Source organism: Enterococcus gallinarum NBRC 100675 (assembly GCF_001544275.1).
GTDB classification, from domain to species: domain Bacteria; phylum Bacillota; class Bacilli; order Lactobacillales; family Enterococcaceae; genus Enterococcus_D; species Enterococcus_D gallinarum.
Window position 1 is genome coordinate 1 of the sequence record NZ_BCQE01000029.1, and the last position, 24,414, is coordinate 24,414.

The window sequence follows — 24,414 nt, forward strand, 5'->3', positions numbered from 1 at the left end:
TTTTTTGTGTCTTTTTCATCGTTTTCTCCTAGCAATAGCAACTAGATGACAGCAACTGATGATAAGAAGCATAGGAGTGACAAAAATGCTGCGCTCTAGGCAATCCTGCTTGCTTTGTCCCAAGGTTTTACCAGTTCAGCGTTTTTGAGAGGAAGCTAGACCAACTTGCAGAAAAAGATTGCAAGATTTACATAGAAAAGGTAAACTGTTAAAAATTGGAATATTCAGAATATTTAAAGAAAGGATGAGGGGATGAGGGAAAAAGAGACATTAATGTATGATCCTCGTTTTGAAAGTGATGCTTGTGGCATGGGCTTTATCGTACAAAAAGATGGATTATACTCGAGAAAACTGATTGAAAATGCGTTGACGATGTTAGAACGAATGAATCATCGTGGCGGAACAGGAGCCGAACCAGATACAGGGGATGGTGCTGGTGTGTTGATGGCATTACCTGATCCCTTTTTTCAAGCAATTTCTTTAGCAGCAGAGATTGTTTTGCCGCCGAAAGGTCACTATGCAGTGGGCATGTTTTTTTTGCCACAAGAACGAGAATCTGCAATCAAATTAAGAAAGGCCGTTGCTCAGGATATTCAGCAAATGGGATTTCGGGTGTTGTGGCAGCGGGAAGTTCCCTATGACTATTCGCAATGTGGTCCAGGAGCACAAAAAGTGATGCCTAGTTTTTGTCAATTCTTTATTGAAAAACCTCTCGATGTGACAGTGGGCAGAGATTTTGAGGACCGTTTGTATCACTTGCGGCGTCAATTAGAAAAAACCTATGCAGCCAAGGAACTAGCCATCTGCAGTCTTTCTAGCCAAACGATCGTCTATAAAGGCATGTTACATGCTTATCAGGTCGGACTGTTTTATACGGACTTACAAGATCCGCGTATGACTTCCAGTATCGCATTGACTCATTCTCGTTTTTCGACCAATACTTTTCCTAGCTGGAATCGCGCGCAGCCTTTTCGTTTTTTAGCCCATAATGGAGAAATCAATACGCTAAGAGGAGCCGAAAATTGGATGCATAGTCATCAAATCGAAGTCTATGATGAGGAAAATTCGGATTCCGCAAAACTTGAGAATTGCATGGAATTCTTGTATCGCCAAGGGAGAGATTTACCTCAGGCGCTTCTGATGATGGTACCTGAAGCCTGGTCGAAAGAAGCCGGTTTACCAGAAGAACTAGTTGCTTTTCATGAGTACAATGCTAGTTTTATGGCACCATGGGATGGACCGGCAGCGCTTTGTTTTACGGATGGTGAGCTGGTGGGTGCTGCTTTGGATCGCAATGGGTTGCGGCCTTCCCGCTATTCAATTACGAGGGATGGCTTAGTTGTCGTAGCATCCGAATCAGGAGTGGTTGATCTACCCGCAGCGGAGGTAGTTGAAAAAGGGGTTTTAGGTCCAGCCAATATGTTTTTGGTCGATACCAAAAATGGCTTGATTTTGAGAAATAAAGAGATCAAAGAAAAATATGCGCAAGCTCATCCTTATCGCGAATGGTTGACAGAAAATTTGTTAACGATGGATGACTTGCCAGAACCCCCATTTTCTGATGGATTATCGGCAGAGACACTACAGCGGTTATGGAAACTTCACGGGTACACCGACGAAGTCATCCGGACACTGCTGATCCCTATGGCTCAAACAGGAGAGGAACCGGTTATTTCCATGGGATTTGATTCACCATTAGCAATCTTAAGTGAACGTCCCCAGTCGCTTTTTACGTACTTTAAGCAACAATTCGCACAGGTAACGAATCCACCAATTGACGCGATTCGCGAAAAGCTAGTAATCGGTACAGAATTATTTCTGGGACGAGATGGTGATGTTACAAAAGATCTCAGCCAAAATTGCCATAAATTAAAAATCGCTAGTCCGATTTTAGCCACAAGCGAGTATCTGAAAATCAAACATCTAAATCAGAAACAACAATCGGCGGCGGTCCTCTCTACTCTTTATTCTGTGACTGGCAATGAGCAGCAAACACTGCACCAAGCATTGGACACTCTTTTTAAAGAAAGTGAAGCCAAAATTGATCAAGGGGCCACGATTCTCGTGTTAAGTGATCGCGAACCCATTGCACCACAACTAGGTAAGATGGCAATTCCTGTCTTGTTGGCTGTTTCGGGTTTGCATAATTACTTGGTACGAAAAGGAAAGCGAGCGCTTGCCTCACTCATTGTTGACACGGCTGAAGTCTGCGAAGTTCATCACTATGCTATGTTAGTTGGCTACGGTGCCAGTGGGATTCATCCTTACGGGGCTTACGAAACGCTGCATTATTATGACATGAGTGATCATGTCGAAAATTATCGACAGGCCTGTGAGAAGGGACTCATAAAGATCATGTCTCGTATGGGAATTTCAACTATTGCCGGTTATCATGGTGCTCAGCTCTTTGAAGCTGTCGGTATCTCACCACAAGTCACTGAGGTTTATTTTACGGGAACTGTCTCTCGGATTGGCGGACTGTCGTTGAAACAAATCGAACAAGAGTATTTTGAGCGATACGAAGCTGCCTATGGTGAAAAACAACAGGATTATCTAGATTCAGGCGGTAGCTTTCAGTTCAAAGCAGAAGGTGAGCATCACCTTTTTAATCCAAAAACCATCTATCACTTTCAAAAAGCGGTGCGCACAGGAGATTATCAGTTGTACAAGGAGTATGCAGCTGTCATGAATCAAGAGGCTTTAAGCACACCAACGACACTTCGTTCACTATGGGAGTTCACACCTTCGCGTCAGCCAATTCCGTTGGAGGAAGTAGAGCCTGCTGTCCAAATCGTCAAACGATTCAAAGTAGGAGCAATGTCTTATGGATCGCTAAGTGAGGAAGCTCATAAGTGTATTGCTGAGGCGATGAATGCCATCGGAGCTAAATCAAATAGTGGAGAAGGCGGGGAACATCGCGAGCGCTTCAAAGCGGTCAACGGTAAAAATTACAATAGTCGGATCAAGCAAGTTGCTTCTGGACGTTTTGGGGTTAATGCGGAGTATTTGATGAGTGCCGATGAGTTGCAGATCAAGATGGCTCAAGGAGCGAAGCCAGGTGAAGGCGGTCAACTGCCTGGAAATAAAGTTTTTCCTTGGGTCGCTGAGATTCGCGGATCAACCCCTGGGGTTCGCTTGATTTCACCACCTCCTCATCACGATATTTATTCGATTGAAGATTTGGCACAATTGATCCATGATTTAAAGACCATCAACCCTTATGCGCGAATCAATGTGAAGCTGGTGGCCAGCACAGGTGTCGGAACGATTGCAACCGGTGTTGTCAAGGCAGGTGCTGATGTTGTTGTCATATCAGGCTATGATGGCGGTACCGGTGCTTCTCCCCGCAATTCCATCAGAGATGCGGGCTTGCCTTGGGAAATGGGGTTAGCAGAAGCTCATCAAACATTGGCACTGAATCATCTTCGTCAGCGGATGACCTTAGAAACGGATGGTAAATTGATGACGGGAAGGGATATTGCGATTGCGGCACTTTTAGGTGCTGAAGAGTACAGTTTTGCTTCATTGGCCCTTGTTGCGATCGGCTGTGTGATGATGAGAGTCTGCAGTCTGAATACTTGTCCCGTGGGTATTGCTACCCAAAATCCAGCTTTACGAAAGTTTTTTGCCGGCAAACCGGAACATATTATTCATACTATGTTTTTCTTAGCAGAAGACCTAAGAGAAATCATGGCAGAATTGGGTTTTCGTACCATTGATGAGATGGTGGGGCACACAGAAGTCTTGGTACCTCGTTTCATTGCCAAAGGGAAAGCAAAATCATTGGATTTCGCTCGCATCTTGGGTACGACACTTCCGATTGCACGTAAAGTGACGGATCCTTTTTTGGAGAAACGACAATGGCCAGAATTGGATAGTTTTGCCAAAGCGGCCATTGAAAAACAACATCCTGTTGCTATCAGTCAACCGATCAACAATATTCAACGTTCTGTTGGTGCCCGCATAGGGGGATGGATTGCAGAACGCTTTGGGAACTATGAACTTCCTCCAGGATTGCTGCAATTCAATTATCAAGGAATTGCGGGTCAAAGTTTTGGTGCCTTTGCAACGCAAGGACTTGAGCTGAGATTGGTTGGAGAAGCCAATGATTACGTAGCCAAAGGATTGAGTGGTGGCCGTTTGATCATTGTTCCGCCAGCAGATGCTAGTTATGATATTGAACGGTCGCCCATTGTAGGTAATGTGGCTTGCTTTGGGGCAAATCGAGGAGAAGGATATTTCAGAGGTCTGGCAGGAGAACGTTTCTGTGTTCGAAATAGCGGAGCAAAAGTGGTTGTAGAAGGAATCGGCGATCATGGCTGCGAGTATATGACTGGAGGTGTCGCTGTTATTCTAGGCAAGACGGGCCGCAATTTTGCTGCTGGCATGTCTGGAGGTGTTGCCTATGTGTACGATCCGGAGCAAACGTTTGCTGCTCAATGCAATTTAGAAATGGTGGAATTATTTAAGGTAGATGAGAGCGGGGATGATGCGGTATTGAAGGAATTGATTGAGAACCATTTTGCCTATACAGATTCCTTAAAAGCAGCCGAGATTCTAAGCGATTGGCTCTATCATAAGCAGTTGTTCATCAAAGTTTATCCTAAGGAATATCATCAAATGGTGGAAGCAACTCATCAATTGGCGCAACAAGGTCTCTCAGGTGATGAACTGATCGCTAAAGCTTTTGAGTCAGTTGTCGGTCCTCAGTTGACGATCCCAGGAAAGGAGCATGACTAGTATGGCAGATCCTTTTGGTTTCTTAAAATATCCTCGGAAAGAAAATCCGTATCGCCCGGTAGCAGAGCGGATCACTGATTGGCAAGAACTGCAAGAACCATTGCCGGCAAGTGAGCGGCAAGAACAAGCAGCAAGATGTATGAATTGTGGCATTCCTTTTTGTCATACCGGTTCTTTCTATGGTGGGCAACGGACAGTTTCTGGATGCCCCAACGATAATTTGATTCCTGAATGGAATGATCTTGTTTATCAAAGCAGGTTTCAAGCGGCTTTTGAACGGTTAGCAAAAACCAATCCATTACCTGAAATGACCGGACGGGTTTGTCCAGCTCCTTGTGAGAAAGGCTGCACGGAGGCACTAAATGGGAGTGGGGTCACGATTCATGACAATGAGCGTTTTATTATCGACACTGCATTTGAGAATGATTGGGTCCGAGCATCGGGAGAACCGCAAGCAGCAACTGGTTTCAAAATCGCCATCATTGGCAGTGGACCAGCTGGTCTCTCCGCTGCTTGGCGATTGAATCAGTTAGGTCATCAAGTGACGGTTTATGAACGCAGTAATCGTTGCGGGGGGTTGCTGATGTATGGTATCCCTAATATGAAACTAGATAAAACAGTGGTTCAGCGCAGAATCGATTTGATGGCAGAACTAGGCGTGACGTTCCTAACGAATATCGAAGTCGGCCGCGACATTTCTGCTGAAGAATTAGAAGCTGCTTATGATCGTGTTATTATTTCTACTGGCGCCAGTGTTCCGCGGGATTTAAACATCCCGGGAAGGTCTTTGACAGGGATTCAGTTTGCTGTTGATTATTTGACAGCAGCAACCAAAGAGGTATTGAACCATGGGAAAGCTGCAAATGAATCCTTGGCAGGCAAACACGTGGTTGTGATCGGTGGCGGAGATACCGGAAATGATTGTTTAGGGACTGCGATGCGCCAAGGGGCTGCTTCTGTTCGTCAATTGGAAATCACTCCACAGCTTCCACCACAGCGTTTAGCCGGCAATCCATGGCCCGAATATCCGATGACAGCAAAAATCGGATATGGTCAAGAAGAAGTTGCTACGGTTCTACAGGAACATACGTATCACAGCATTTCGACGACTGCTTTTGTAGGAGCGGAACGGGGACAGGTGATTGGGATCGAAACAGTCAAAGTAGATGAGAATTTTCAGCCAATCTCTGGTACAGAGCAAGTGATGAAAGCCGATTTAGTTTTGTTGGCAATGGGCTTCTTAGGTCCAGAAACACACTTACTCGACACCTTCAATGTCCGTGAAATCTATGATGATTATACAACCAATAATGAACGGGTTTTGGTAGCTGGTGATGCAAAAAGAGGTCCTAGCTTAGTGATTTGGGCAATTCGAGAGGGGCGGCTCGCTGCGGAGAAAGTCGATCAATCGCTGAGGGCCTTGATTTATCAATAAATTTAGCAAAAACAACAGGAAAAATGCGACAGATATGACAAATAAACCGAAGGCTATCTCTGAGAAGCAATGCGCAATCTTGCGCGAAGGACGAATCGTCCAAGAAGCTTAGCAGGTATCCTTCGGTTTTATTGAATCTTCCGTCACATAGCAGATACTTTGTACTGTGCCCGTGGACCGCCGATATATTTAGGGCGTGAGCCTAATGCAGTCACATGAGCTGTACCTAACGTTTTGATACTTGGCCGAATAGGGATCTGTACGTGTTTGACATGCATGCCGATGGCAGTATCACCAATATCGATGCCAGCTTTCGCAACGATATGCTCCACTTCAACGGGATCATCAAACAAGCGAAATGCTGCTACAGAACAAGCACCTCCCGCATGAAGTGCAGGGATAACTGCCACTTCTTCTAATTGATAATACTGAGCAGTGCTACGCTCTACAGCCAATGCACGGTTCAAGTGTTCGCATCCTTGAACTGCTAAGCGAATGCCAAGCGGGTCCAACACCTCTTTAATGGTCTTAACAATGATGTGGCCTACTTCTTCGCTGGAGTTTTTGCCGATCATCCCGCCAACGACTTCGCTAGTAGAACAGCCTAAAACAAATAAATCATTTTGCGTTAAGTGTGCTGCGTCAATCACTTCAGTTGTGATGGTTACCAAGTCATTTTTAAGTTGATGAAAATCATTCATTGGAATCTTACCTCTCATTCAAAGAAAATTTTTGCGTTCGTTTTAAATAATTGACAAGCGGAAATGCTACCAATATACCAAAAACATTTTGGAGGCTATTGCTGAGAATCGAAGCAATGCCTGCTCCAAAGCCAAACATGATGGTCGTTGCTGCGGCATAGCCTAAAATCATCGTCACGCTTCCCAAACAAAGTGCCAGCAGGGGATAGTGACGAAAACGACCAGTAAGGTAGCCTTGGCAGCCATGGATCAAAATCGAAAACAATGCCCATTCGGGATAACCGGACAAAAAGTCAATCATCCCGCCGCTCAAGCTGCCGACGATCGCACCTGAAGGACCGCCTAATAAAAGAGCCGTGGTATAGATGCCGGCTTCGCAAAGGGTCACGACACCTTTTGTCTGAGGAACTGGCAGGACAAATAATAAAGAAAGAGCGGTAGTCAGTGCTGTCAGCATAGCTAACGTTGTTAGTTTCTTGGTAGACATGAGCTAACCCCTTTCTTAAAATAAGCAAGTTGATCGACATTTCCTAAAGAATCTGTCAGCTGTAGCCCATTTTCGATGCCGGCAAAAACAAAGTCTTTGGCTTGCTGTACAGCATCTTTCATTGAGCGGTCAGTAGCCAAGAGCGCAGCGATGGCAGCGGATAACGTACAACCGGCGCCATTCGTCGTATGTTTGGGTGATTTTGGTGTCTCAAAAAAGAAAAAGTCATCCCCATCATAGAGCAGATCGCAAGCTTGCTGCCCGTTCAGACGAGCGCCACCTTTGATCAACACAAAAACAGGCCCCAGTGCTTTGATTTTTTTGGCAGCTATCTTCATTTCTTCCCGAGTAGTAATGGCTTGATTTGCGAAATATTCTGCTTCAACCAAATTGGGAGTAACGATAGTGGCTAAGGAAAATAAGGATTGCAGGGCATGTTGATACTCTTGATTCGCTTTTGTCTGTCCTTCTTTGAAAGCTAAGACTGGATCTAAGATGATCGGGCAGTCTTGGGTCACTAGGAAATTTTTCACTAATTCGATCGTTTCCAGTTTATGTAATAGGCCGATTTTGATGGCTGCTAAACGGGTGAAAGCTGTAACTGAAGCTAATTGGTCCTTCAGTGTGGCAGGAGGGATATCATAAATGGTGATTTTCTCATTGATGGCTGCGACACAAGTGAGCACCATGTGACCAAATGTATTGAATTCTTCAAAGGTCTTGATATCTGCAGTGGCACCACCACCTGCTAAGCTGTCTAAGCCAGCAATGGTCAATACTTGTTTCATTGATTCACATCCTTTAGTCTTTCATTTTATTATAGCGAATGGAGCAAAAATAAAAACAGCCAATTGGCTGTTTTTTTACCCATCCAATTGGCTGCTGCTTATTGATTATTTAGTAAGTTCCGTTCACGATACCATTCATCTGGTTTCCAAATCCACTCAAAGCCATCAGCTGCTAATAGATCATAGGCGGCTTTTGGTCCCATGGTTCCTGCTGAATAGTTCGGAAAATCAGGTGTTTCTTTATCCCAAGCATGTCGGATGACATCGACGATGCGCCATGATTGAGCAACTTCATCCCAATGAGTAAAGTTGGTGCCGTCCCCATTCAAAGCATCTAAGAGTAATTTTTCATAGGCTTCTGGCGTATTTTCTACGATTTCAGTACTATTGCGGTAATCTAGTTTCACAGGAAGGGTGTCGAATCCTTGACCGATTTCTTTGCCATTTAGAGAAAGTGAAAAGCCTTCCGTCGGTTGAATATAAATCGTCAAGACATTAGGTGCTAATTTCTTCTTGCTTTCGCAATCAGTCACATCTTTCTTGAAAACATTCACTGGGACTTGCTTGAAAACGATATTGATACGGGTGCCTTTCTCTGTTAAACGTTTCCCTGTGCGTACATAAAAAGGGACTCCTGACCAGCGGAAGTTGTCGATCAAAAACTTGCCTGCGACAAATGTTTCGGTGGCAGAATCTTCCGCAACATTCATTTCTTCACGATACCCAGCAAACTGCTGATCCTCTAATTGCCCGTGAGCATACTGTCCACGGACAAAATTGGTTTTGACTTCTTCTTCTGAATAAATGCGAATCGCATTCAATGCTTTGATTTTTTCTGTACGGAGTTCTTTTTCTGAGAAAGCGACTGGTGGTTCCATAGCTAGTAAAGAGAGAATCTGCAAGATGTGGTTTTGGACCATATCCTTTAAGGCACCACTCTTATCATAATAGCCGCCGCGTTCTTCAACGCCGAGATCTTCAGCGATATTGATTTGAACATTGTCGATATAGCGGTTGTTCCATTGCGATTCAAAAATATTATTGGCAAAACGGATTGCAGAAATATTTTGGATCATTTCTTTTCCTAGATAGTGATCGATTCGATAGATCTCTTGCTCACTGAAAACTTGATTGATTTCTTCGTTCAATTGTTTCGCAGAGGCATAGTCACTTCCGAAAGGTTTTTCAATCACCACACGATGGTAGCCTTCGGTTTCAAGCATGCCTTGTGATTTTAAATGTGAGACGATGGTACCAAAGAAGTTTGGAGACATTGCCAGATAAAACAATTGGTTTCCTTCAAGCTGATACTTCTGATCTAGAGAATCTGCCAGCTCTTTTAATGAGTCATAGTGTGTGGTATCTGTCACATCATGAGACTGATAATAAAAATGTGAAGCGAAAGTCTCAGCTTGTTCTTTTGACTCGATCAAATCTTCGATCGTTCCCATAACAACTTCACGGTAATGTTCATCCGACCAAGGACGGCGAGCCGTACCGATCACAGCAAAATCTTCTTTAAGATCGCCTTTTTTATACAAACGGAAGAGGGAAGGGTAAAGTTTGCGTTGTGCAAGGTCACCGGTTCCGCCAAAAATAGTAAAAAGCACCTTTTTTTCCATCGTTTTCACTCCTTACAATTTATCTACAAAAATCGTACTAGCTGCTTTATAACTGACAGCAATTTCTTTATCCGCATTTTTGATGGTGATCGGCCCTTCGTAGGCAGCCGTATCAATGATCTCAAACTCTTCATGAATGTTCAGGTCGATGGCTACCAGATAGTCCAACAATTCCCGTTCATCCAACACGCGAGCAATCCGGATCTTTGTCCCGACAGGGTAAGCACTCATCGTCGTTTTTTCTCCTTCGTGGACGGGTTGTCCCTGTTCGGGGATCATTCCGCCGTGAGGACAAAACTTAGGATGTCCTAGATAGGCTTCTAAATGATCAGCCAATGTCCCTGATGTGACATGTTCAAGTACCTCCGCATCATCGTGGACTTCATTCCAAGAATAATTCAAATGCTCCACTAAAAATACTTCCCATAAACGATGTTTACGAATGAGAGCACTTGCCGAAGCTAGTCCGCTTTCGGTCAATTGGACGCCTTGATAAGGAGAGTGTTCCACTAAGCCTTCTTTTAAAAGCTTAGAAATCATCTCGCTTACTGAAGCAGCAGACACATCCAGACCAGAAACGATTTGTTTGTTGTTGATTTTCTTCTGATCACCGCCCAATTCCAAGATGAGCTTCAAATAATCTTCGCGGTTTGGTGTCATGGTATTCATCCTCTCTTATCAAAGACTATCAAACTAAATTCTATCAAAAAAAGCCAAAGATTACTACGGAAAAAACCGTGGGAAGGAGAAGGTTTTTTATAAACCGCTTTACTTTATTCGCTTATTTTGACAGTCAGTTTTTTTAAGAAGAAGAAAACTGAGAGAATGATTCATCCTCTCAGTCTTTTTAGTGTGTATTAAGCCCAATCACCATTTCTGAATACTGGGACTGTTGTGCCATCTTCTTTGATTCCATCGATGGACATTTGGGCAGATCCTACCATAAAGTCAACGTGTGTTTGGCTGCGGTTGAGACCGGCAGCGGCCAATTCTTCTTCGCTCATTTCTGTTCCGCCTTGTAAGCTGAATGCATAAGCCGAACCAAGAGCTAAGTGGTTTGAAGCATTTTCATCAAAAAGGGTGTTGAAGAAAATGATCCCGGATTGAGAGATTGGTGAAGGATCAGGAACAAGGGCCACTTCGCCTAAATGTTTTGCGCCTTCATCAATGGCTAATAATTTTGCTAAAACTTCTTCTCCTTGTTCTGCAGAGAAATCAACCACTTTCCCATCTTTAAAGGTGAACTTCATCCCGGAGATGATCGTTCCCGCATAGCTTAATGGTTTCGTACTTGAGATATAGCCATCGATGCGGCGGCTATCAGGAGCGGTAAAGACCTCTTCTGTTGGCATGTTTGCCATAAACTTTTCACCACGGGCATTGAAGCTGCCGGCACCTTCCCATAAATGGTTCTTTGGCAAGCCGATAATAATGTCTGTGCCTGGGGCAGTATAATGCAACGCTGTGAATTGTTCTTCGTTGAGTTCGTTGGCTTTTTCTTGCAACGTTTCATCATGATTCTTCCAAGCTGCCACAGGGTCTTCTTCATAGATGCGCGTTGTTTTGAAAATTTGATCCCAAAGCAAGTCTTGCGCTTCTTCTGGTGTTGCATCAGGAAAGACTTTTTGTGCCCAATCTTGCCCAGCGGCTGCCACAACCGTCCAGCTCACTTTGTTGGCTTGGGTCGCTTTTCGCAAGTTGATCATGGCTTTCCCCGAGGCGGCTTGATAAGTCGCTACGCGGTCTGAATCTACACCTGCTAATGCATCGGGATTGGCTGAAACCACACTGATACGGCTCGCACCTTTTGCTACCCAATCGTCTGTCTGATCGATTTTGTACTGAGGAATCGTTTCTAAGCGATCACTGTCGGCGTGGGCAAGAAATTCTTTTTGAACGACATCATCTGTCCATTGAACGATGACTTCTGCTGCCCCTAATGCATAGGCTTTTTTTGTCAAAAGGCGAGCCAAAGGTGCTTGATCAACAGCGATTTGGATGACGATCGTATGGCCTTTTTGAACATTGACACCAACTTCTGTGATTAGTTGGGCATATTTCTCAAGATTTTGATTAAAATTTGGTAAAACCATTAAAATTCCTCCTAATTTTTCTAACTATAACTTTCTCTATGATAGCACTATCTTTTTTTGAAAACAAATGAAATCGAAGTCAAAAAAACAGATTTTTTCATGCTGAATTGAAAGCAAATAGGGACTAGGACAATCTTAAAAGTTGTTTTGCAATCTTAAAAAAACATGATACAATGAATAAAAGGTTTTTCTGAAAGCGATGTATAGCAGAATTAAGGAGATTAAAAAATTATGGCAAGAAAGAAAACAATTACTAGAGACCAGATTTTAAAAGCTGCCTATGAAGTTGTCGCAACCGAAGGATTCACACGTTTTACCGCACGTAATATTGCAGCGAAAATGAAGTGTTCAACCCAACCGATTTACTTAGAATTCAAAAACATGGATGACCTTAAAAGTGCCTTAATCAATCAAATTTATGATTATCTGGCAACGGAAGTATTTCCCATTGAGAGACGTGGGGACGTGATCGTCGATCTGACTTTGAATTACATTGGTTTTGCGAATAAAGAAAAACGCTTGTATCGCGCGCTTTACCTTGAAGAGTATGGCGGTGGCGATTCCATGCAAAAGTTTTCTTTTGATTTATTCGTCAAATCTGTGAAAAAAGATCCGAAATATCAGGATTTAACAGAAGTCGAACTGAAATCATTGCATACGGGTGTATGGATCGTTGCCACTGGATTAGCCGCATTGATGTCTTCGGGAATTCTTCATCCGACAGAAGACCAAATTGCAAAATTGATGACCGAGACCGCAGAAAATATCATTCATCGAGAAACACCGATTGATATTTCATACAAGTCATTCGATCAATAATTAAATCATACGTAAAGAGAAAAAAGCATGTACCCAGCGTGGGATACATGCTTTTTTATGTATGTGCATCAAAAAGATGCAACGATTTTTTTCGCAAAGTCTTCTAAGTTTTGAATGTCTTCTTCTTCGGCAGCCAGATCAACTTTGACGCTTTCTGCTCCTTTGACAGCACCGGTCTTGGCAAAAGCTGCTTCAAAATCATCGACAGATTTGCAAAAATCATCGTAGAACGTGTCACCTGAACCGCAAACACCAAATGTTTTTCCACTCAGGTCTAATTCTTGCAAGTCTTCATAGAAATCAACGATCTCGTCTGGCAGTTCACCATCACCATAGGTATAAGTGGCTACAATGCAAATATCTGCCTCTTCGAATTCATCGGCATCTACTTGCGTACATTCATTGATTTCTACCTCAATAGCCAGATTTTCAAGTGCTTCTGCAACGATATCAGCTATTTCTTCGGTGTTGCCTGTCATGCTTGCGTAAACGATTTTAGCTAAAGTCATAAATAAGTCCTCCGATCCTTTAACGGTCAACAGTAAAAACCCTCTCTGATTATAGCAAACCCAGTCAAGAATAACAATTCTTGAAAAAAGTCTTAGGTGAATCAGCAGACTTTGTAAAATTCTTGCTTTCTATGGTAAAATAAGAGGAATTTAAATAAGGGAGACGAGAAAATGATAACATTAAAATCTGCCAGAGAGATTGATCAAATGGCTGAGTCCGGCGCATTACTTGCGGATGTTCATAAACAACTTCGTACGTTTATTAAACCAGGGATCACTAGCTGGGATATCGAAGTATTTGTGAGAAATTATATTGAAAGCCATGGCGGAATCGCTGCACAGATCGGCTTTGAAGATTATAAATATGCGACTTGCTGCAGCATCAACAATGAGATTTGTCATGGGTTTCCCCGAAAAAAAGTATTAAAAAATGGTGACCTTATCAAAGTAGATATGTGTATTGATCTAAAAGGCGGAATCTCCGATTCTTGCTGGAGTTATGTCGTAGGTGAATCGACTCCAGAAATCGATCGTTTAATGGAAGTAACGAAAAAAGCGATGTATTTGGGAATCGAACAAGCACAAGTTGGGAATCGAATCGGTGATATTGGTCATGCGATCCAAACATATGCGGAAGGTGAAGGCTATGGTGTTGTCCGTGATTTTGTCGGTCATGGCATTGGTCCAACGATCCACGAAGCACCAATGATTCCTCATTATGGCGAAGCAGGGAAAGGCCTACGCTTGAAAGAAGGGATGGTCATCACGATCGAGCCGATGATCAACACAGGAACTTGGAAAATGAAGATGGATCCAAATGGTTGGACAGCGTACACACTTGATGGTGGATTGAGTTGTCAATATGAGCATAGCTTAGCTATCACAAAAGATGGTCCACGGATCTTGACTTCTCAAGGAGAAGAAGGAACCTACTAGAAAAGAATGGACGGATGTCGGAGGAACCCCAAATGAAATGGATCGATAAGGCGAAAAGCAATCAAAAGCTTATGCGATTTATAGAAACGACACAAACGCGGATCACGGAATCTGAAATGGGAACGACCTCAGTTGTCGTGGCCTATTATTTATTACTATCCTTGTTTCCATTGCTGATCGCGATCGGAAACTTGCTGCCTTTTCTTTCAATCGCTCCTAGTAACGTGCTGCCCTATGTCCAAGAATTGATTCCTGGTCAAGTGTATGAATTTATCGGACCGGCCATTGAGAATCTGCTGACTTCTGGTTCCGGCGGCTTGTTGTCTATTTCGGCACTTGCAGCTCTTTGGTCAGCCAGCCAAAGTATCAATGCATTACAAATTGCCATGAATAAAGCGTTTGGTGTCGATCAGCGTTCGAACTTTATTGTTGTTCGTGCGGTCTCTTTTGTCATTATTCTCTTGTTTATGATTGCAATCGTAGGTGTGACGATGGTTATTGGTTTAGGGAAGATCATTTTGGACTTTCTACAACCAATCTTCCATATTCAAGATGATTTGATTGCTACCTTCCAAACTGTCAAATGGCCTTTGACGATCATTGCGTTGCTGTTTATCTTGATGCTAATCTACTGGTTGGTGCCGAATGCCAAAGTAAAACTTCGGTCAACGCTTCCTGGCGCAGTATTTGCTACCGCGGGCTGGATGTTGCTGTCGCAAGTGTTTGGCTTATATGCCCGCTTTTTTGCTGCTAGGATCAGCGGCTATCAAATCATCGGGAGTTTCATTGTGTTGATGATTTGGCTTAATCTGGCAGCAACGATCATTATTTTAGGCGGCATCATCAACGCAGTTGTGGAAGAATATTTATCGGGACAAGAGATCAAAGAACGAAAAGATCCCGTGGAACGTATCTCATCAAAACTTGAAGATACATTTTCCAATAAGGAGAAATAAATGAAAGTGAGAATGAGCGATGGAATTTGCATTTAAATTTATTGTACGTCTTTTCATCACGATGATCATATCTTTAGTGATAACTCCAGTTGTTAAATTTATTGCTCTAAGAATTGGTGCCGTTGATCAGCCCGGAGAAAGACGCATCAACGAAAAAGCGATGCCTACCGCTGGTGGTTTAGCTATTTTCCTATCCTTTTCGTTTGCTATCTTGTGGGAATTGAACGATATGATTCCGATAAACTTTGCTTGGCGCATTTTATTAGGGGCGTTAATTGTGATTATTGTTGGATTGATTGATGATATTCATGAACTATCGCCATTGCAAAAGATCTCTGGCTTGCTGATTGCAGCTTTGGAAATCTATTTTATTGCTGGTATAAGGATCAGTACAATTTCTATCCCCTATATAGGTACGATTGATTTAGGTTTGTTCGGAATGCCGATGACCATACTGTGGATTTTAGCAATTACGAATGCTGTCAATTTGATTGATGGTTTGGATGGATTAGCTAGTGGGGTATCTATTATTAGTTTGATTACCTTGGGCATTATCAGCTATTTTTTTCTTCCTGATACAGCGGTTTTTATATCTATGACAATTTTTACGTTAGTCGCTGCCATCATCGGATTCTTTCCCTATAACTTTTATCCAGCAACGATTTTTCTGGGGGATACGGGTGCTTTATTCTTAGGGTTTATGATTTCCGTTCTTTCATTGCAAGGGTTGAAGAATGCGACGTTTATTACCGTGATCACGCCTATGCTGATTCTGGGCGTACCAATCACCGATACTGTCTATGCGATGATTCGACGGAAGTTCAACAAACAAAAAATTTCTTCTGCTGATAAAATGCATCTTCATCATCGCTTGCTTTCTTTAGGATTTACTCATCGGGGAGCAGTATTGACAATCTATGCGTTAGCAATGGTATTTTCTTTTATTGCACTGTTGATGAACTATGCCAGTAATACGGCAATTATTCTACTGATCATTAGTACCGCATTTGGGATTGAATTATTTATTGAATTGATTGGTTTGGTGGGAGAGAATCGCCAACCATTGATGTGCGCTTTGAAATTTCTTGGTAATCGGCGCTTTCGTCAGGAAGTTTTGACTAAGCGAACAGGCGATTCATTAGAAACAACCCAGGAGCCAGTAAAGGAACCAACAGAATCAAAAACCCCTCAGCGAACCTCGCGCAGAAAACGACGGGCTAGACATAAAAAATAATCTCGGTCCATCAGTAAAAGAACGATCTTCACATGACATGTTCAGTTGAAGCTGAAAGTCACGTGAGGATCGTTCTTTTTTTGTATCTATCCCTAAAAGGATTGTTTGCGTAAATCGATTATTTCAACGTTACGATCGACAACGCCAGATTCTGTTTCTAATATAATCGATTGGAAACGCTCATTTAAATTAAGCTTTGGTTCTTGGTCGAAATAATTGGCTGTATAGTCTTTGATATAAATAGGTCCAACCGCAGATGAGAGAGTAATGGTGTAAGGTGCGGGAACCTCTTTGTCTGAGACCAGCAAGAAACGAAAACTTGTATCGAGAGAACAGATCCCTAATTTCGAATAAGGTCCGACACCGTCATCCAGATCCAGCAGTAAAGTACCCTCATTGCTATGATATCCTTCTAGTTTGTTGATGACTGCTTGCGACATTTTTAGTTCCATCATGTGTTCCTCCTTCTTTCTCTTCATTTTCATTCTAAGAGCATTTCTCTCAGAACAAAAGTAATCTGCTTTCAGCTTATTGACGTCTTGAGGCTAAAACGTCTATACTGAATGAGAAGTTATTTCAGTGAAGAAAGAAGGATGGTCAATGCCAAGTGTACAGCAACGAGAAACAGAAAAAATGGGAACAGTTTATGAAGTCGAAAATGATAGCGGTGTCAAACTTGTAACAAGCCCGGAAGGAGCGCGCTTACTGGATTGGATCGTGCCGATTGATGGCGGGCGAGACTTAGTTGTTGGGTATGATACGATCGCAGGACACCAGAAAGCGCGTTATTATGGCGCAACGATTGGGCCAGTTGCCGGCAGAATTGCAGGAACCCGATTTACTATCGACGGGAAAGAGTATCAAACAGAAGATAATGATAATGGTAATACATTGCATGGTGGATTTAAGGGATTGGATACCGATACTTGGAAAGCTGAAACATTTGAAACAGAAACCGCAGCTGGCGTAATTTATCGGACAGAACGCAAAGACGGCGATAGTGGATTTCCAGGCAATGTTTCATACACAGTGACTTATACATTGGAAAATGATGATTCATTTACGATTACTTACGATGCCACAACCGATCAGCCTACACTATATAATCCCACGAATCATGGCTATTTCAATTTGACCGGTGACACTAGAAACCCAATCGATGATCACATGGTTCAAATCAATGCGGAATATGTGGCTGAAACGAATCCTGATGTCACAACAACAGGAAAAAAACAACCTGTTGCTGATACGAAGTTTGACTTTCGTGTAGCACGAAAAATGGGTACAACATTACTTGATGACCCATTCTTATTGGATCATACTCAGGACTGGGACTTGAAAGTGACGAGCCCTGATGAAAAAGTTTCCATCACAGTTACAACGGATCGCCCGGCAGTAGTCATCTATACCACACGAGATGGCGAAGAAGGAGCACCAATGAAAACCGGACCTTTTGCAAACCATGGCGGAATGGCTATTGAGACCCAAGGCGTTCCTGGAACAGAAAAATATCCGCAGTTTGGGGAGATCCTCTTACGTCCAGAAAAACCTTTCCATTCTGTGACTCGTTATCGTGTTTTTTATTAATCATAGATAATATATGTCCTCTGTCAGTTGATCTCAAACACTGCAGAGGTTTTTTTTGACAATTTTCGATTACAGATGTAAACTTAAATTGTGAACAAGCAAGGAGGAAAAAATATGCAATCATCAAGTGCTCCTATAAAAATCAGTGATTCCGAATGGGAGATCATGCGAGTGATTTGGACATTAGGAAAATCCGATGCCCAAGAAGTCACTGCACTTCTTAGCGAATCCAAAGACTGGAAAACAGCAACCGTTAAAACATTATTAGGCCGTCTAGTGAAAAAAGGCGTATTGCGGACAGAAACCCAAGGGAAAAAATTTGTTTATTATCCTTTGGTTTCCGAGGATGCTACGATTCAAAGTGCCACAGAGAGTTTATTCTCTCATATCTGTGCAAAAAAAATCGGACAAACATTGGCAGAAATGATTCGTGAATCGGAACTAACGAATGAAGATCTAGCAATGTTGGAAGAGGCACTGGCGCAAAAAGAACCGGTAGCCGCTATTGCTTGCAACTGTATACCAGGACAATGTCAATGTACAATGAATGAAGGAGAATAAATCATGAAAAAAATCTATCACATTGAAGGAATGAGCTGCGACCACTGTGTTGCTCGGGTAGAAAAAGCAATGTCTGAAGTGCCAGGTGTCAAAAAAGCAAAGGTAAATTTAAAGAAAGCCAATGCCAAAGTCAAATATGACGAACAACTTGTTACAGATGATGACATCATCGCTAAAGTAACAGAGGCGGGATACACAGCCACGGTTGACTAAGTCTTTCGCTGCTGTTCTTGAAAGATATGGAATGAAAAAAAGTTCATTTAATTGTTTGCGGAAAGACGATAGGCAACTTCTGTCACCTTCTGCGCGTTCCAGTAGGGCGCAAAATTTTCCAGTAAAAAGGAGGAGTTTGAGATGAGCCATAACGAAATGGACGGAGGACATTCGGAAATGGATCACAGTAAGATGGATCACAGTAAGATGGATCACAGTAAGATGGATCACAGTAAGATGGATCACAGTAAGATGGATCACAACAAGATGGATCATAGCCACATGGATCATGGCATGAGTGGAATGGATCATAGTATGCATATGGGGAATTTCAAACAAAAGTTTTGGCTTTCCTTGGTTTTAGCAATCCCGATTATTCTTTTATCCCCTATGATGGGGCTTGAATTGCCTTTTCAGTTCACTTTTCCAGGATCTGACTGGCTAGTGCTGATTTTAGCCACGATTTTGTTCTTCTATGGCGGTCAGCCTTTCTTGAGCGGAGCGAAGATGGAACTGCAGCAAAAGAGTCCAGCAATGATGACGTTGATTGCCATGGGGATCACAGTCTCTTATGTCTATAGTATTTACGCGTTTATCGCGAATCATTTCATGCATGGCGCACATGTCATGGACTTCTTTTGGGAACTGGCTTCATTGATTGTGATCATGCTTTTAGGGCATTGGATCGAGATGAATGCTGTATCCAATGCAGGGAATGCATTGCAAAAATTAGCTGAATTATTGCCTGATGAAGTAACTCGCAAAAAGTCAGATGGTTCTGAAGAAAAGATACCACTGGACGCAGTGAAGAAAAATGATCGTTTGATCGTTCGAGCGGGTGACAAAATCCCTACAGACGGTATCATTAAAGAAGGGGCAACCACGATTGATGAATCCGCCGTTACGGGTGAATCCCGTAGAGTAGCGAAAGAGTCCGGTTCGAAGGTAATCGGGGGTTCCGTGAATGGGAATGGAACGATTACTATTGAAGTAACAGGAACCGGTGATGAGAGCTATCTTTCAAAAGTAATGGAAATGGTTCGTCAAGCGCAGGCGGATAAATCAAAATTGGAAGCTTTGTCAGATAAAGTGGCAAAATGGTTGTTCTATATTGCATTGGTCGTCGGAATTACCGCATTTGTAATTTGGGTGTTCGCAGCGGATTTGCCAACAGCGTTGGATCGGATGGTAACTGTTTTTGTCATTGCCTGTCCTCATGCACTTGGATTAGCCATTCCGTTGGTTGTCGCACGTTCGACATCAATTGCTGCTAAAAACGGCTTATTGTTAAAAAATCGTAATGCACTGGAAAATGCCCATGATCTAGACTATTTGTTACTTGATAAAACCGGTACTTTAACACAAGGAACTTTCTCAGTCACAGGAATTGAAAGCTTTGGTGACTATCCAGAAGATGAACTACTAGCCTATCTAGCAGGACTGGAACAATCGGCCAACCATCCTATTGCTGATGGCATCTTAGCGCAAACAAAAAAAGAAAATATTCAGCCGAAGGAAGCCACTGGGATTCAAACTCATTCTGGTATCGGGATCGAAGGGATGATTGCTGGGGAGAAATGGCAGATCGTCAATCAGAAAGGGATCGAAAAGTATCAGACAACCATTGATACGGACCGATTGAATAAATATCAAGAACAAGGGAACACCATTAGCTACTTGGTGAAAGGCAATCAAGTCGAAGGACTCGTAGCTTTGGGAGACAAAATCAAACCAGAGGCGGTAAATTTCATTGAAACATTGAAGAAACAAGGGATCACACCAGTGATGTTAACTGGAGACAATCAAGCAGCTGCTAAGGCAGTGGCAACTTATTTAGGCATCGATGAGTATTTTGCTGAGTTATTGCCAGAAGATAAAGAACGAATCGTTGCTGATTATCTAAATAAAAAACAACGGGTAGCGATGGTTGGTGATGGTATCAACGATGCACCAAGCTTGGCTCGGGCAACGATCGGCATTGCTATCGGTGCTGGAACAGATGTCGCGATTGATTCTGCGGATGTTGTTTTGACCAATAGTAACCCTAATGATATTCTGCATTTTCTTGAACTGGCTCATAAAACTAGACGAAAAATGATTCAAAACCTTTGGTGGGGAGCAGGGTACAATATTGTGACGATTCCTTTAGCTGCAGGAATCCTAGCGCCAATTGGTATCATTTTAAATCCCGCTGTCGGCGCCGTTCTGATGTCACTAAGCACGATCGTAGTAGCAATCAATGCTATGACACTCAAAATTGATGAGTGACAAAAAACCGAATCGTTTGTTTCCATTGATTCTCTTGTAAGCAGGAGAACGACCGAAACAAACTGATTCGGTTTTTTAGTCAGTTGAGAATCGAGGGTTCTTTGGTGATTTAACAGCAAAGCAGTCGAAATAAACCTACAATCGACCAGTGACTTTATGCTATAATGTGTTCGTTGAGACAAGGAGGACGTTGAGAATGGAACTGAAGAAGTTAGAGGTTCCCACTACTTCGATCACTGAAGTAAAAAAATCTCCGATGGATGTATTTAATCAAGCGAGAGAAGCGGGAACAGCAGTATATGTATTCAATCGTGAAAAAGTGGCGGGGGTCATGCTGACACAAGAGCAATATGAAACACTCTTACAGGAACTGGATCAACGGCCATTAGCGGAAGAAGAGCCGGATCAACCAGCTGTGGCGGGATTGGAAGAATTCTTACAGATTATGCGGCAAGCATTGATCACAGGGGCAACGATTTCTGCAAAAAATTTGGACGAACGAATGGTCGCGTTAGGCTTTATTACCCGCAAAACAGGCTTTGGCGGTGTAGTTGACATGATCAATGAATTAAAAGAAACCGGAAAGATTGTCTATCAATTGCGCAAAAAGCCCGATGGAAAATCTGTCAGTGCCGAAGTCATCGGCGAGCAAGACAATCAAACTCAGCTTTTTGATAAATTGATCATCAAAAAAATATTCCTTAAAGAAAACTAACAGTTATGCTACAGCATAACTGTTTTTTTGCGTAAATGTAATAGTGTGAGTTTAGTCGATACTGATAGAAATAACGGCTGAGACAAAAAAAGTGTGAAAAGGATACTCCTGCCTAGGATCAAAAAGGACCATCAGATAACAGCTAAGTCTCAGCCTTTTTCAGCGACCCTCTAAGCAACCGTCAACCAATAGGTTTTACCATCTTTGGTTCGCTGCATGAATCCGTATTCGATCAAATAGCGGCGAACAGTGACATAATCAGCAATAAACTGTTTCAAAATATCATTGACGGCACTTTCGGAATAATTTTTTTGAGAATCAAATTTTTGAGCCAAAACACTCAATACCACGATTTTACGTTTTTCCTTACTTGGAAATTGATGAATCACCCCATCTTGATCGAAGTAAGTCGCAATGATTTTTTCTCTTTCTTCACTGGTGATTGCATAACGATCATCCAACATGGTTGCTCCTGTATGGGGAAGAACAAAATCTTGTTCCTCTAAATGTGCCATAATGCTTAAAAAGACTTTCGCTTGCCGTTCTTTTTCTTTTAATTTAAAGCGGTGATTTCGTACTGTCGAATTAGAGATACCTAGACGTTGCGCGATGACGGCATCGCTGAGTCCTTGCGCAAATAATGATAAGATCTCTTGTTGGCTTTCTGACAAACCTGTCTGCTCGCGACTTAATGACAGCAAAGCATTCAGCAAACCACCATGGACCTCATTTAGATGTAATGAGATGCTTTTTTTGGCGGTATAAAAGCGATCAGAGGTTGGATAAATCTGCTCTTTCTCATAATTAACATCGCAGAATAGGCATTGATAATGTGTTTTTGTGGAACGATACCCATGTTCATAGTCTGATAAAGAGGTTGCGGGAATAGTACTCACTTTAATCATCTCCTTTCGTTTGTTTATATACTAACATTTATGGATTTTGTTTGCAAATATATAAACAGATAGAATTTTTATTTTTTGTTTTAGCGAAAGTATTAAATTACGGATCAAAATGTGATAGGATTAACAGCAATAACAAAAGGTAACTTTGTGTGGATAGGAGTGATACGATGACAGATGTCAGTCAACGTTTTAACAAAGAAGTCTATCAAATTGCAGTTTCTTTGATTCGAAAATTTGATGAGCGGGTATCTGGTATACCAGATATTTTGAAATTAACATTAGGCGAACCGGATTTCAATACACCGGATCATGTCAAAAATGCTGGTGTTCAAGCAATTGAGCAAAATTACAGCCATTACTCAGGAATGGCCGGGTTAACGGATGTTCGAGAAGCCGCAAGCCTTTTTTTAAAAGAAAAATATCAATTGAGTTATGATCCGTTATCAGAAGTATTAGTGACTATCGGTGCAACTGAAGCAATCTCTGCTTCTTTATTAGCAATCCTGGAACCCGGAGATAAAGTCCTTTTGCCAGCACCTATTTATCCCGGGTATGAGCCCGTGATTCAACTAGCTCACGCTACCCCCATTTATTTAGATACCACAGCGAACGATTTTGTATTGTCACCGGAGATGTTGGAAGCGGCTTTGATTGAGCATGGGGATCAGGTCAAGGCGGTTATCTTAAATTATCCTAGTAATCCAACCGGCGTGGTTTATTCTCGTGAAGAAGTTCAAGCACTCGCGGAAGTTCTGAAAAAATATCCTGTGTTTGTCGTTAGTGATGAAATTTATAGTGAACTTTCTTACGATGCACCCCATGTATCGATCGCAGAATATTTACCGGAACAGACCATTTTGATCAATGGGTTATCAAAATCACATGCAATGACTGGCTGGCGGATTGGTTTTATCTTTGCTCCTGTTGCCTTAACTGCCCAAATTATCAAAGTTCATCAATATTTAGTAACGGCAGCCTCAACGATTTCACAAAAAGCAGCCGTAAGAGCGTTAGTTGAAGGAATCAATGATGCTGCAGTTATGAAAGCCGAGTACCGACAGCGACGTGATTTTCTCTATGAAAAAATGACGGCATTAGGTTTTGAAATCGCCAAGCCGTCAGGAGCCTTTTATTTATTTGCAAAAATTCCAACCGGTTATGAACAAGATTCGATGGCATTCTGTGTTGATTTAGCAGAAAAAAATCAATTAGCAATCATACCAGGGATCGCATTCGGACCAGAAGCCGAAGGGTATGTACGCCTAAGCTACGCAGCCAGCCAAGAAAGCCTGCAAGAAGCCATGAAGCGACTAAGTAATTATATGAAGAAACAACCAAATCAATAAACACATCAGAGCGTCCCATTGGGACGCTCTTTTGCTGCGAATCACTGCGATTGACACTCGAAGAGTGGCAGAGCAGATGATGAGCAGTACTAGGCGATCAAAGAGAGCGTAGTCACATTCAAATGAATCACTGCGATTGACACTCGAAGAGTGATATGCAAGTTCTTCTTAGCGAACTGGGCTTAGAAGCAACTGTAGGCGAAGTAAAGCGTAGACGAGCAGATGATGAGCAGGGGCGATCAAAGAGAGCGTAGTCACATTCAACTGAATCACTGCGATTAACATTTGAAGAGTGATATGCAAGTTCTTCTTAGCGCAAACGCGCTAGAAGCCAGTGCGAAGCAAAGTAAGTGTAGCTCCAATATGGAGTCATAACGAACAACACACAGCGTCACTTGAACCTTTTGCTTTTTTAAGAAGTAATCAGGCAAGCTATTTTCACTTTAATGATAAGAGAGGAACAATGATGAGTGATACGTTTTAATGTTTACAAAAGATT

General features: G+C 42.4%; 21 protein-coding genes. 12 read left to right on the plus strand and 9 right to left on the minus strand.

Going from position 1 to position 24,414, the window contains the following annotated elements:
- Positions 1 to 252 precede the first annotated feature (252 nt).
- On the plus strand, positions 253 to 4,740 hold the full coding sequence (gene gltB / locus EG2_RS14510) for a glutamate synthase large subunit (RefSeq protein WP_060815190.1): 4,488 nt from the start codon (positions 253 to 255) through the stop codon (positions 4,738 to 4,740).
- A 1-nt stretch (position 4,741) separates the two neighbouring features.
- A complete protein-coding gene (locus EG2_RS14515; RefSeq protein ID WP_060815191.1) occupies positions 4,742 to 6,175 on the plus strand; it encodes a glutamate synthase subunit beta in 1,434 nt (477 codons plus the stop codon).
- Positions 6,176 to 6,318: 143 nt separating this feature from the next.
- Here EG2_RS14515 and EG2_RS14520 read toward each other — a convergent pair whose 3' ends face one another.
- The 6 genes from EG2_RS14520 to EG2_RS14545 form a co-directional block, all read right to left on the minus strand.
- Positions 6,319 to 6,876 carry a TIGR01440 family protein gene (locus EG2_RS14520; protein ID WP_060815192.1) on the minus strand — a complete coding sequence of 186 codons (558 nt, stop codon included), beginning with the start codon at positions 6,874 to 6,876 and terminating at the stop codon, positions 6,319 to 6,321.
- 7 nt (positions 6,877 to 6,883) lie between these two features.
- The gene (locus tag EG2_RS14525; protein WP_029487174.1) at positions 6,884 to 7,363 is read right to left on the minus strand and encodes an ECF transporter S component; all 480 of its coding nucleotides are present in this window, start codon (positions 7,361 to 7,363) and stop codon (positions 6,884 to 6,886) included.
- Positions 7,345 to 8,151, minus strand: coding sequence for a bifunctional hydroxymethylpyrimidine kinase/phosphomethylpyrimidine kinase (gene thiD, locus EG2_RS14530; protein ID WP_060815193.1), 807 nt, complete (start codon positions 8,149 to 8,151; stop codon positions 7,345 to 7,347). Before thiD ends, EG2_RS14525 begins: the two co-directional genes overlap by 19 nt.
- A gap of 98 nt (positions 8,152 to 8,249) precedes the next feature.
- Complete coding sequence (zwf, locus tag EG2_RS14535) at positions 8,250 to 9,773, minus strand: glucose-6-phosphate dehydrogenase (protein ID WP_060815194.1); 1,524 nt, start codon at positions 9,771 to 9,773, stop codon at positions 8,250 to 8,252.
- 12 nt (positions 9,774 to 9,785) lie between these two features.
- A complete protein-coding gene (locus tag EG2_RS14540; protein ID WP_005471905.1) occupies positions 9,786 to 10,433 on the minus strand; it encodes a metal-dependent transcriptional regulator in 648 nt (215 codons plus the stop codon).
- Positions 10,434 to 10,630: 197 nt separating this feature from the next.
- Positions 10,631 to 11,866 carry an aminopeptidase gene (locus EG2_RS14545; protein ID WP_060815195.1) on the minus strand — a complete coding sequence of 412 codons (1,236 nt, stop codon included), beginning with the start codon at positions 11,864 to 11,866 and terminating at the stop codon, positions 10,631 to 10,633.
- 231 nt (positions 11,867 to 12,097) lie between these two features.
- Between EG2_RS14545 and EG2_RS14550 the strand changes: the two genes are divergently transcribed.
- Complete coding sequence (locus EG2_RS14550; protein WP_003127658.1) at positions 12,098 to 12,685, plus strand: TetR/AcrR family transcriptional regulator; 588 nt, start codon at positions 12,098 to 12,100, stop codon at positions 12,683 to 12,685.
- A 68-nt stretch (positions 12,686 to 12,753) separates the two neighbouring features.
- Here the strand turns inward: EG2_RS14550 and EG2_RS14555 are convergent, their stop codons facing one another.
- Positions 12,754 to 13,194 (minus strand): flavodoxin, encoded by a 441-nt coding sequence (locus EG2_RS14555; RefSeq protein ID WP_060815196.1) that lies wholly within the window; start codon positions 13,192 to 13,194, stop codon positions 12,754 to 12,756.
- Positions 13,195 to 13,365: 171 nt separating this feature from the next.
- Here EG2_RS14555 and map point away from each other — a divergent pair, with 171 nt between their 5' ends.
- From map to EG2_RS14570, 3 genes are read left to right on the plus strand one after another with little or no spacing between them, the layout of a single operon-like run.
- Entirely contained in the window at positions 13,366 to 14,130 is a 765-nt protein-coding gene (map, locus tag EG2_RS14560) for a type I methionyl aminopeptidase (RefSeq protein WP_003127660.1), read from the plus strand.
- Positions 14,131 to 14,162: 32 nt separating this feature from the next.
- Positions 14,163 to 15,086 carry a YihY/virulence factor BrkB family protein gene (locus tag EG2_RS14565; protein WP_003127661.1) on the plus strand — a complete coding sequence of 308 codons (924 nt, stop codon included), beginning with the start codon at positions 14,163 to 14,165 and terminating at the stop codon, positions 15,084 to 15,086.
- A gap of 19 nt (positions 15,087 to 15,105) precedes the next feature.
- Positions 15,106 to 16,320 carry a glycosyltransferase family 4 protein gene (locus EG2_RS14570; RefSeq protein ID WP_060815197.1) on the plus strand — a complete coding sequence of 405 codons (1,215 nt, stop codon included), beginning with the start codon at positions 15,106 to 15,108 and terminating at the stop codon, positions 16,318 to 16,320.
- Positions 16,321 to 16,412: 92 nt separating this feature from the next.
- Here the strand turns inward: EG2_RS14570 and EG2_RS14575 are convergent, their stop codons facing one another.
- Entirely contained in the window at positions 16,413 to 16,775 is a 363-nt protein-coding gene (locus EG2_RS14575) for an iron-sulfur cluster biosynthesis family protein (RefSeq protein WP_082709575.1), read from the minus strand.
- A 145-nt stretch (positions 16,776 to 16,920) separates the two neighbouring features.
- Between EG2_RS14575 and EG2_RS14580 the strand changes: the two genes are divergently transcribed.
- The 5 genes from EG2_RS14580 (at position 16,921) to EG2_RS14600 (ending at position 21,664) form a co-directional block, all read left to right on the plus strand.
- Positions 16,921 to 17,907 (plus strand): aldose epimerase family protein, encoded by a 987-nt coding sequence (locus EG2_RS14580; RefSeq protein WP_005471910.1) that lies wholly within the window; start codon positions 16,921 to 16,923, stop codon positions 17,905 to 17,907.
- 114 nt (positions 17,908 to 18,021) lie between these two features.
- A complete protein-coding gene (locus tag EG2_RS14585; protein WP_060815199.1) occupies positions 18,022 to 18,468 on the plus strand; it encodes a CopY/TcrY family copper transport repressor in 447 nt (148 codons plus the stop codon).
- A gap of 3 nt (positions 18,469 to 18,471) precedes the next feature.
- Entirely contained in the window at positions 18,472 to 18,681 is a 210-nt protein-coding gene (gene copZ / locus EG2_RS14590) for a copper chaperone CopZ (RefSeq protein ID WP_060815200.1), read from the plus strand.
- Between the two features lie 141 nt (positions 18,682 to 18,822).
- Positions 18,823 to 20,949, plus strand: a complete 2,127-nt coding sequence (locus EG2_RS14595) for a heavy metal translocating P-type ATPase (RefSeq protein WP_060815201.1) — start codon at positions 18,823 to 18,825, stop codon at positions 20,947 to 20,949.
- 196 nt (positions 20,950 to 21,145) lie between these two features.
- Positions 21,146 to 21,664 carry a prevent-host-death protein gene (locus EG2_RS14600; RefSeq protein WP_005471914.1) on the plus strand — a complete coding sequence of 173 codons (519 nt, stop codon included), beginning with the start codon at positions 21,146 to 21,148 and terminating at the stop codon, positions 21,662 to 21,664.
- Positions 21,665 to 21,834: 170 nt separating this feature from the next.
- Here the strand turns inward: EG2_RS14600 and EG2_RS14605 are convergent, their stop codons facing one another.
- A complete protein-coding gene (locus tag EG2_RS14605; RefSeq protein ID WP_060815202.1) occupies positions 21,835 to 22,569 on the minus strand; it encodes a DUF2087 domain-containing protein in 735 nt (244 codons plus the stop codon).
- Between the two features lie 167 nt (positions 22,570 to 22,736).
- Here EG2_RS14605 and EG2_RS14610 point away from each other — a divergent pair, with 167 nt between their 5' ends.
- Positions 22,737 to 23,915, plus strand: a complete 1,179-nt coding sequence (locus EG2_RS14610; RefSeq protein ID WP_060815203.1) for a pyridoxal phosphate-dependent aminotransferase — start codon at positions 22,737 to 22,739, stop codon at positions 23,913 to 23,915.
- The last annotated feature ends 499 nt before the right edge of the window (positions 23,916 to 24,414 follow it).

Excerpts from the sequence above, each read along its gene's own strand:
- gltB (WP_060815190.1), top strand. The coding sequence starts at position 253 with ATGAGGGAAAAAGAGACATTAATGTATGATCCTCGTTTTGAAAGTGAT.
- EG2_RS14515 (WP_060815191.1), top strand. The coding sequence starts at position 4,742 with ATGGCAGATCCTTTTGGTTTCTTAAAATATCCTCGGAAAGAAAATCCG.
- EG2_RS14520 (WP_060815192.1), bottom strand. The coding sequence starts at position 6,876 with ATGAATGATTTTCATCAACTTAAAAATGACTTGGTAACCATCACAACT.
- EG2_RS14525 (WP_029487174.1), bottom strand. The coding sequence starts at position 7,363 with ATGTCTACCAAGAAACTAACAACGTTAGCTATGCTGACAGCACTGACT.
- thiD (WP_060815193.1), bottom strand. The coding sequence starts at position 8,151 with ATGAAACAAGTATTGACCATTGCTGGCTTAGACAGCTTAGCAGGTGGT.
- zwf (WP_060815194.1), bottom strand. The coding sequence starts at position 9,773 with ATGGAAAAAAAGGTGCTTTTTACTATTTTTGGCGGAACCGGTGACCTT.
- EG2_RS14540 (WP_005471905.1), bottom strand. The coding sequence starts at position 10,433 with ATGACACCAAACCGCGAAGATTATTTGAAGCTCATCTTGGAATTGGGC.
- EG2_RS14545 (WP_060815195.1), bottom strand. The coding sequence starts at position 11,866 with ATGGTTTTACCAAATTTTAATCAAAATCTTGAGAAATATGCCCAACTA.
- EG2_RS14550 (WP_003127658.1), top strand. The coding sequence starts at position 12,098 with ATGGCAAGAAAGAAAACAATTACTAGAGACCAGATTTTAAAAGCTGCC.
- EG2_RS14555 (WP_060815196.1), bottom strand. The coding sequence starts at position 13,194 with ATGACTTTAGCTAAAATCGTTTACGCAAGCATGACAGGCAACACCGAA.
- map (WP_003127660.1), top strand. The coding sequence starts at position 13,366 with ATGATAACATTAAAATCTGCCAGAGAGATTGATCAAATGGCTGAGTCC.
- EG2_RS14565 (WP_003127661.1), top strand. The coding sequence starts at position 14,163 with ATGAAATGGATCGATAAGGCGAAAAGCAATCAAAAGCTTATGCGATTT.
- EG2_RS14570 (WP_060815197.1), top strand. The coding sequence starts at position 15,106 with ATGGAATTTGCATTTAAATTTATTGTACGTCTTTTCATCACGATGATC.
- EG2_RS14575 (WP_082709575.1), bottom strand. The coding sequence starts at position 16,775 with ATGATGGAACTAAAAATGTCGCAAGCAGTCATCAACAAACTAGAAGGA.
- EG2_RS14580 (WP_005471910.1), top strand. The coding sequence starts at position 16,921 with ATGCCAAGTGTACAGCAACGAGAAACAGAAAAAATGGGAACAGTTTAT.
- EG2_RS14585 (WP_060815199.1), top strand. The coding sequence starts at position 18,022 with ATGCAATCATCAAGTGCTCCTATAAAAATCAGTGATTCCGAATGGGAG.
- copZ (WP_060815200.1), top strand. The coding sequence starts at position 18,472 with ATGAAAAAAATCTATCACATTGAAGGAATGAGCTGCGACCACTGTGTT.
- EG2_RS14595 (WP_060815201.1), top strand. The coding sequence starts at position 18,823 with ATGAGCCATAACGAAATGGACGGAGGACATTCGGAAATGGATCACAGT.
- EG2_RS14600 (WP_005471914.1), top strand. The coding sequence starts at position 21,146 with ATGGAACTGAAGAAGTTAGAGGTTCCCACTACTTCGATCACTGAAGTA.
- EG2_RS14605 (WP_060815202.1), bottom strand. The coding sequence starts at position 22,569 with ATGATTAAAGTGAGTACTATTCCCGCAACCTCTTTATCAGACTATGAA.
- EG2_RS14610 (WP_060815203.1), top strand. The coding sequence starts at position 22,737 with ATGACAGATGTCAGTCAACGTTTTAACAAAGAAGTCTATCAAATTGCA.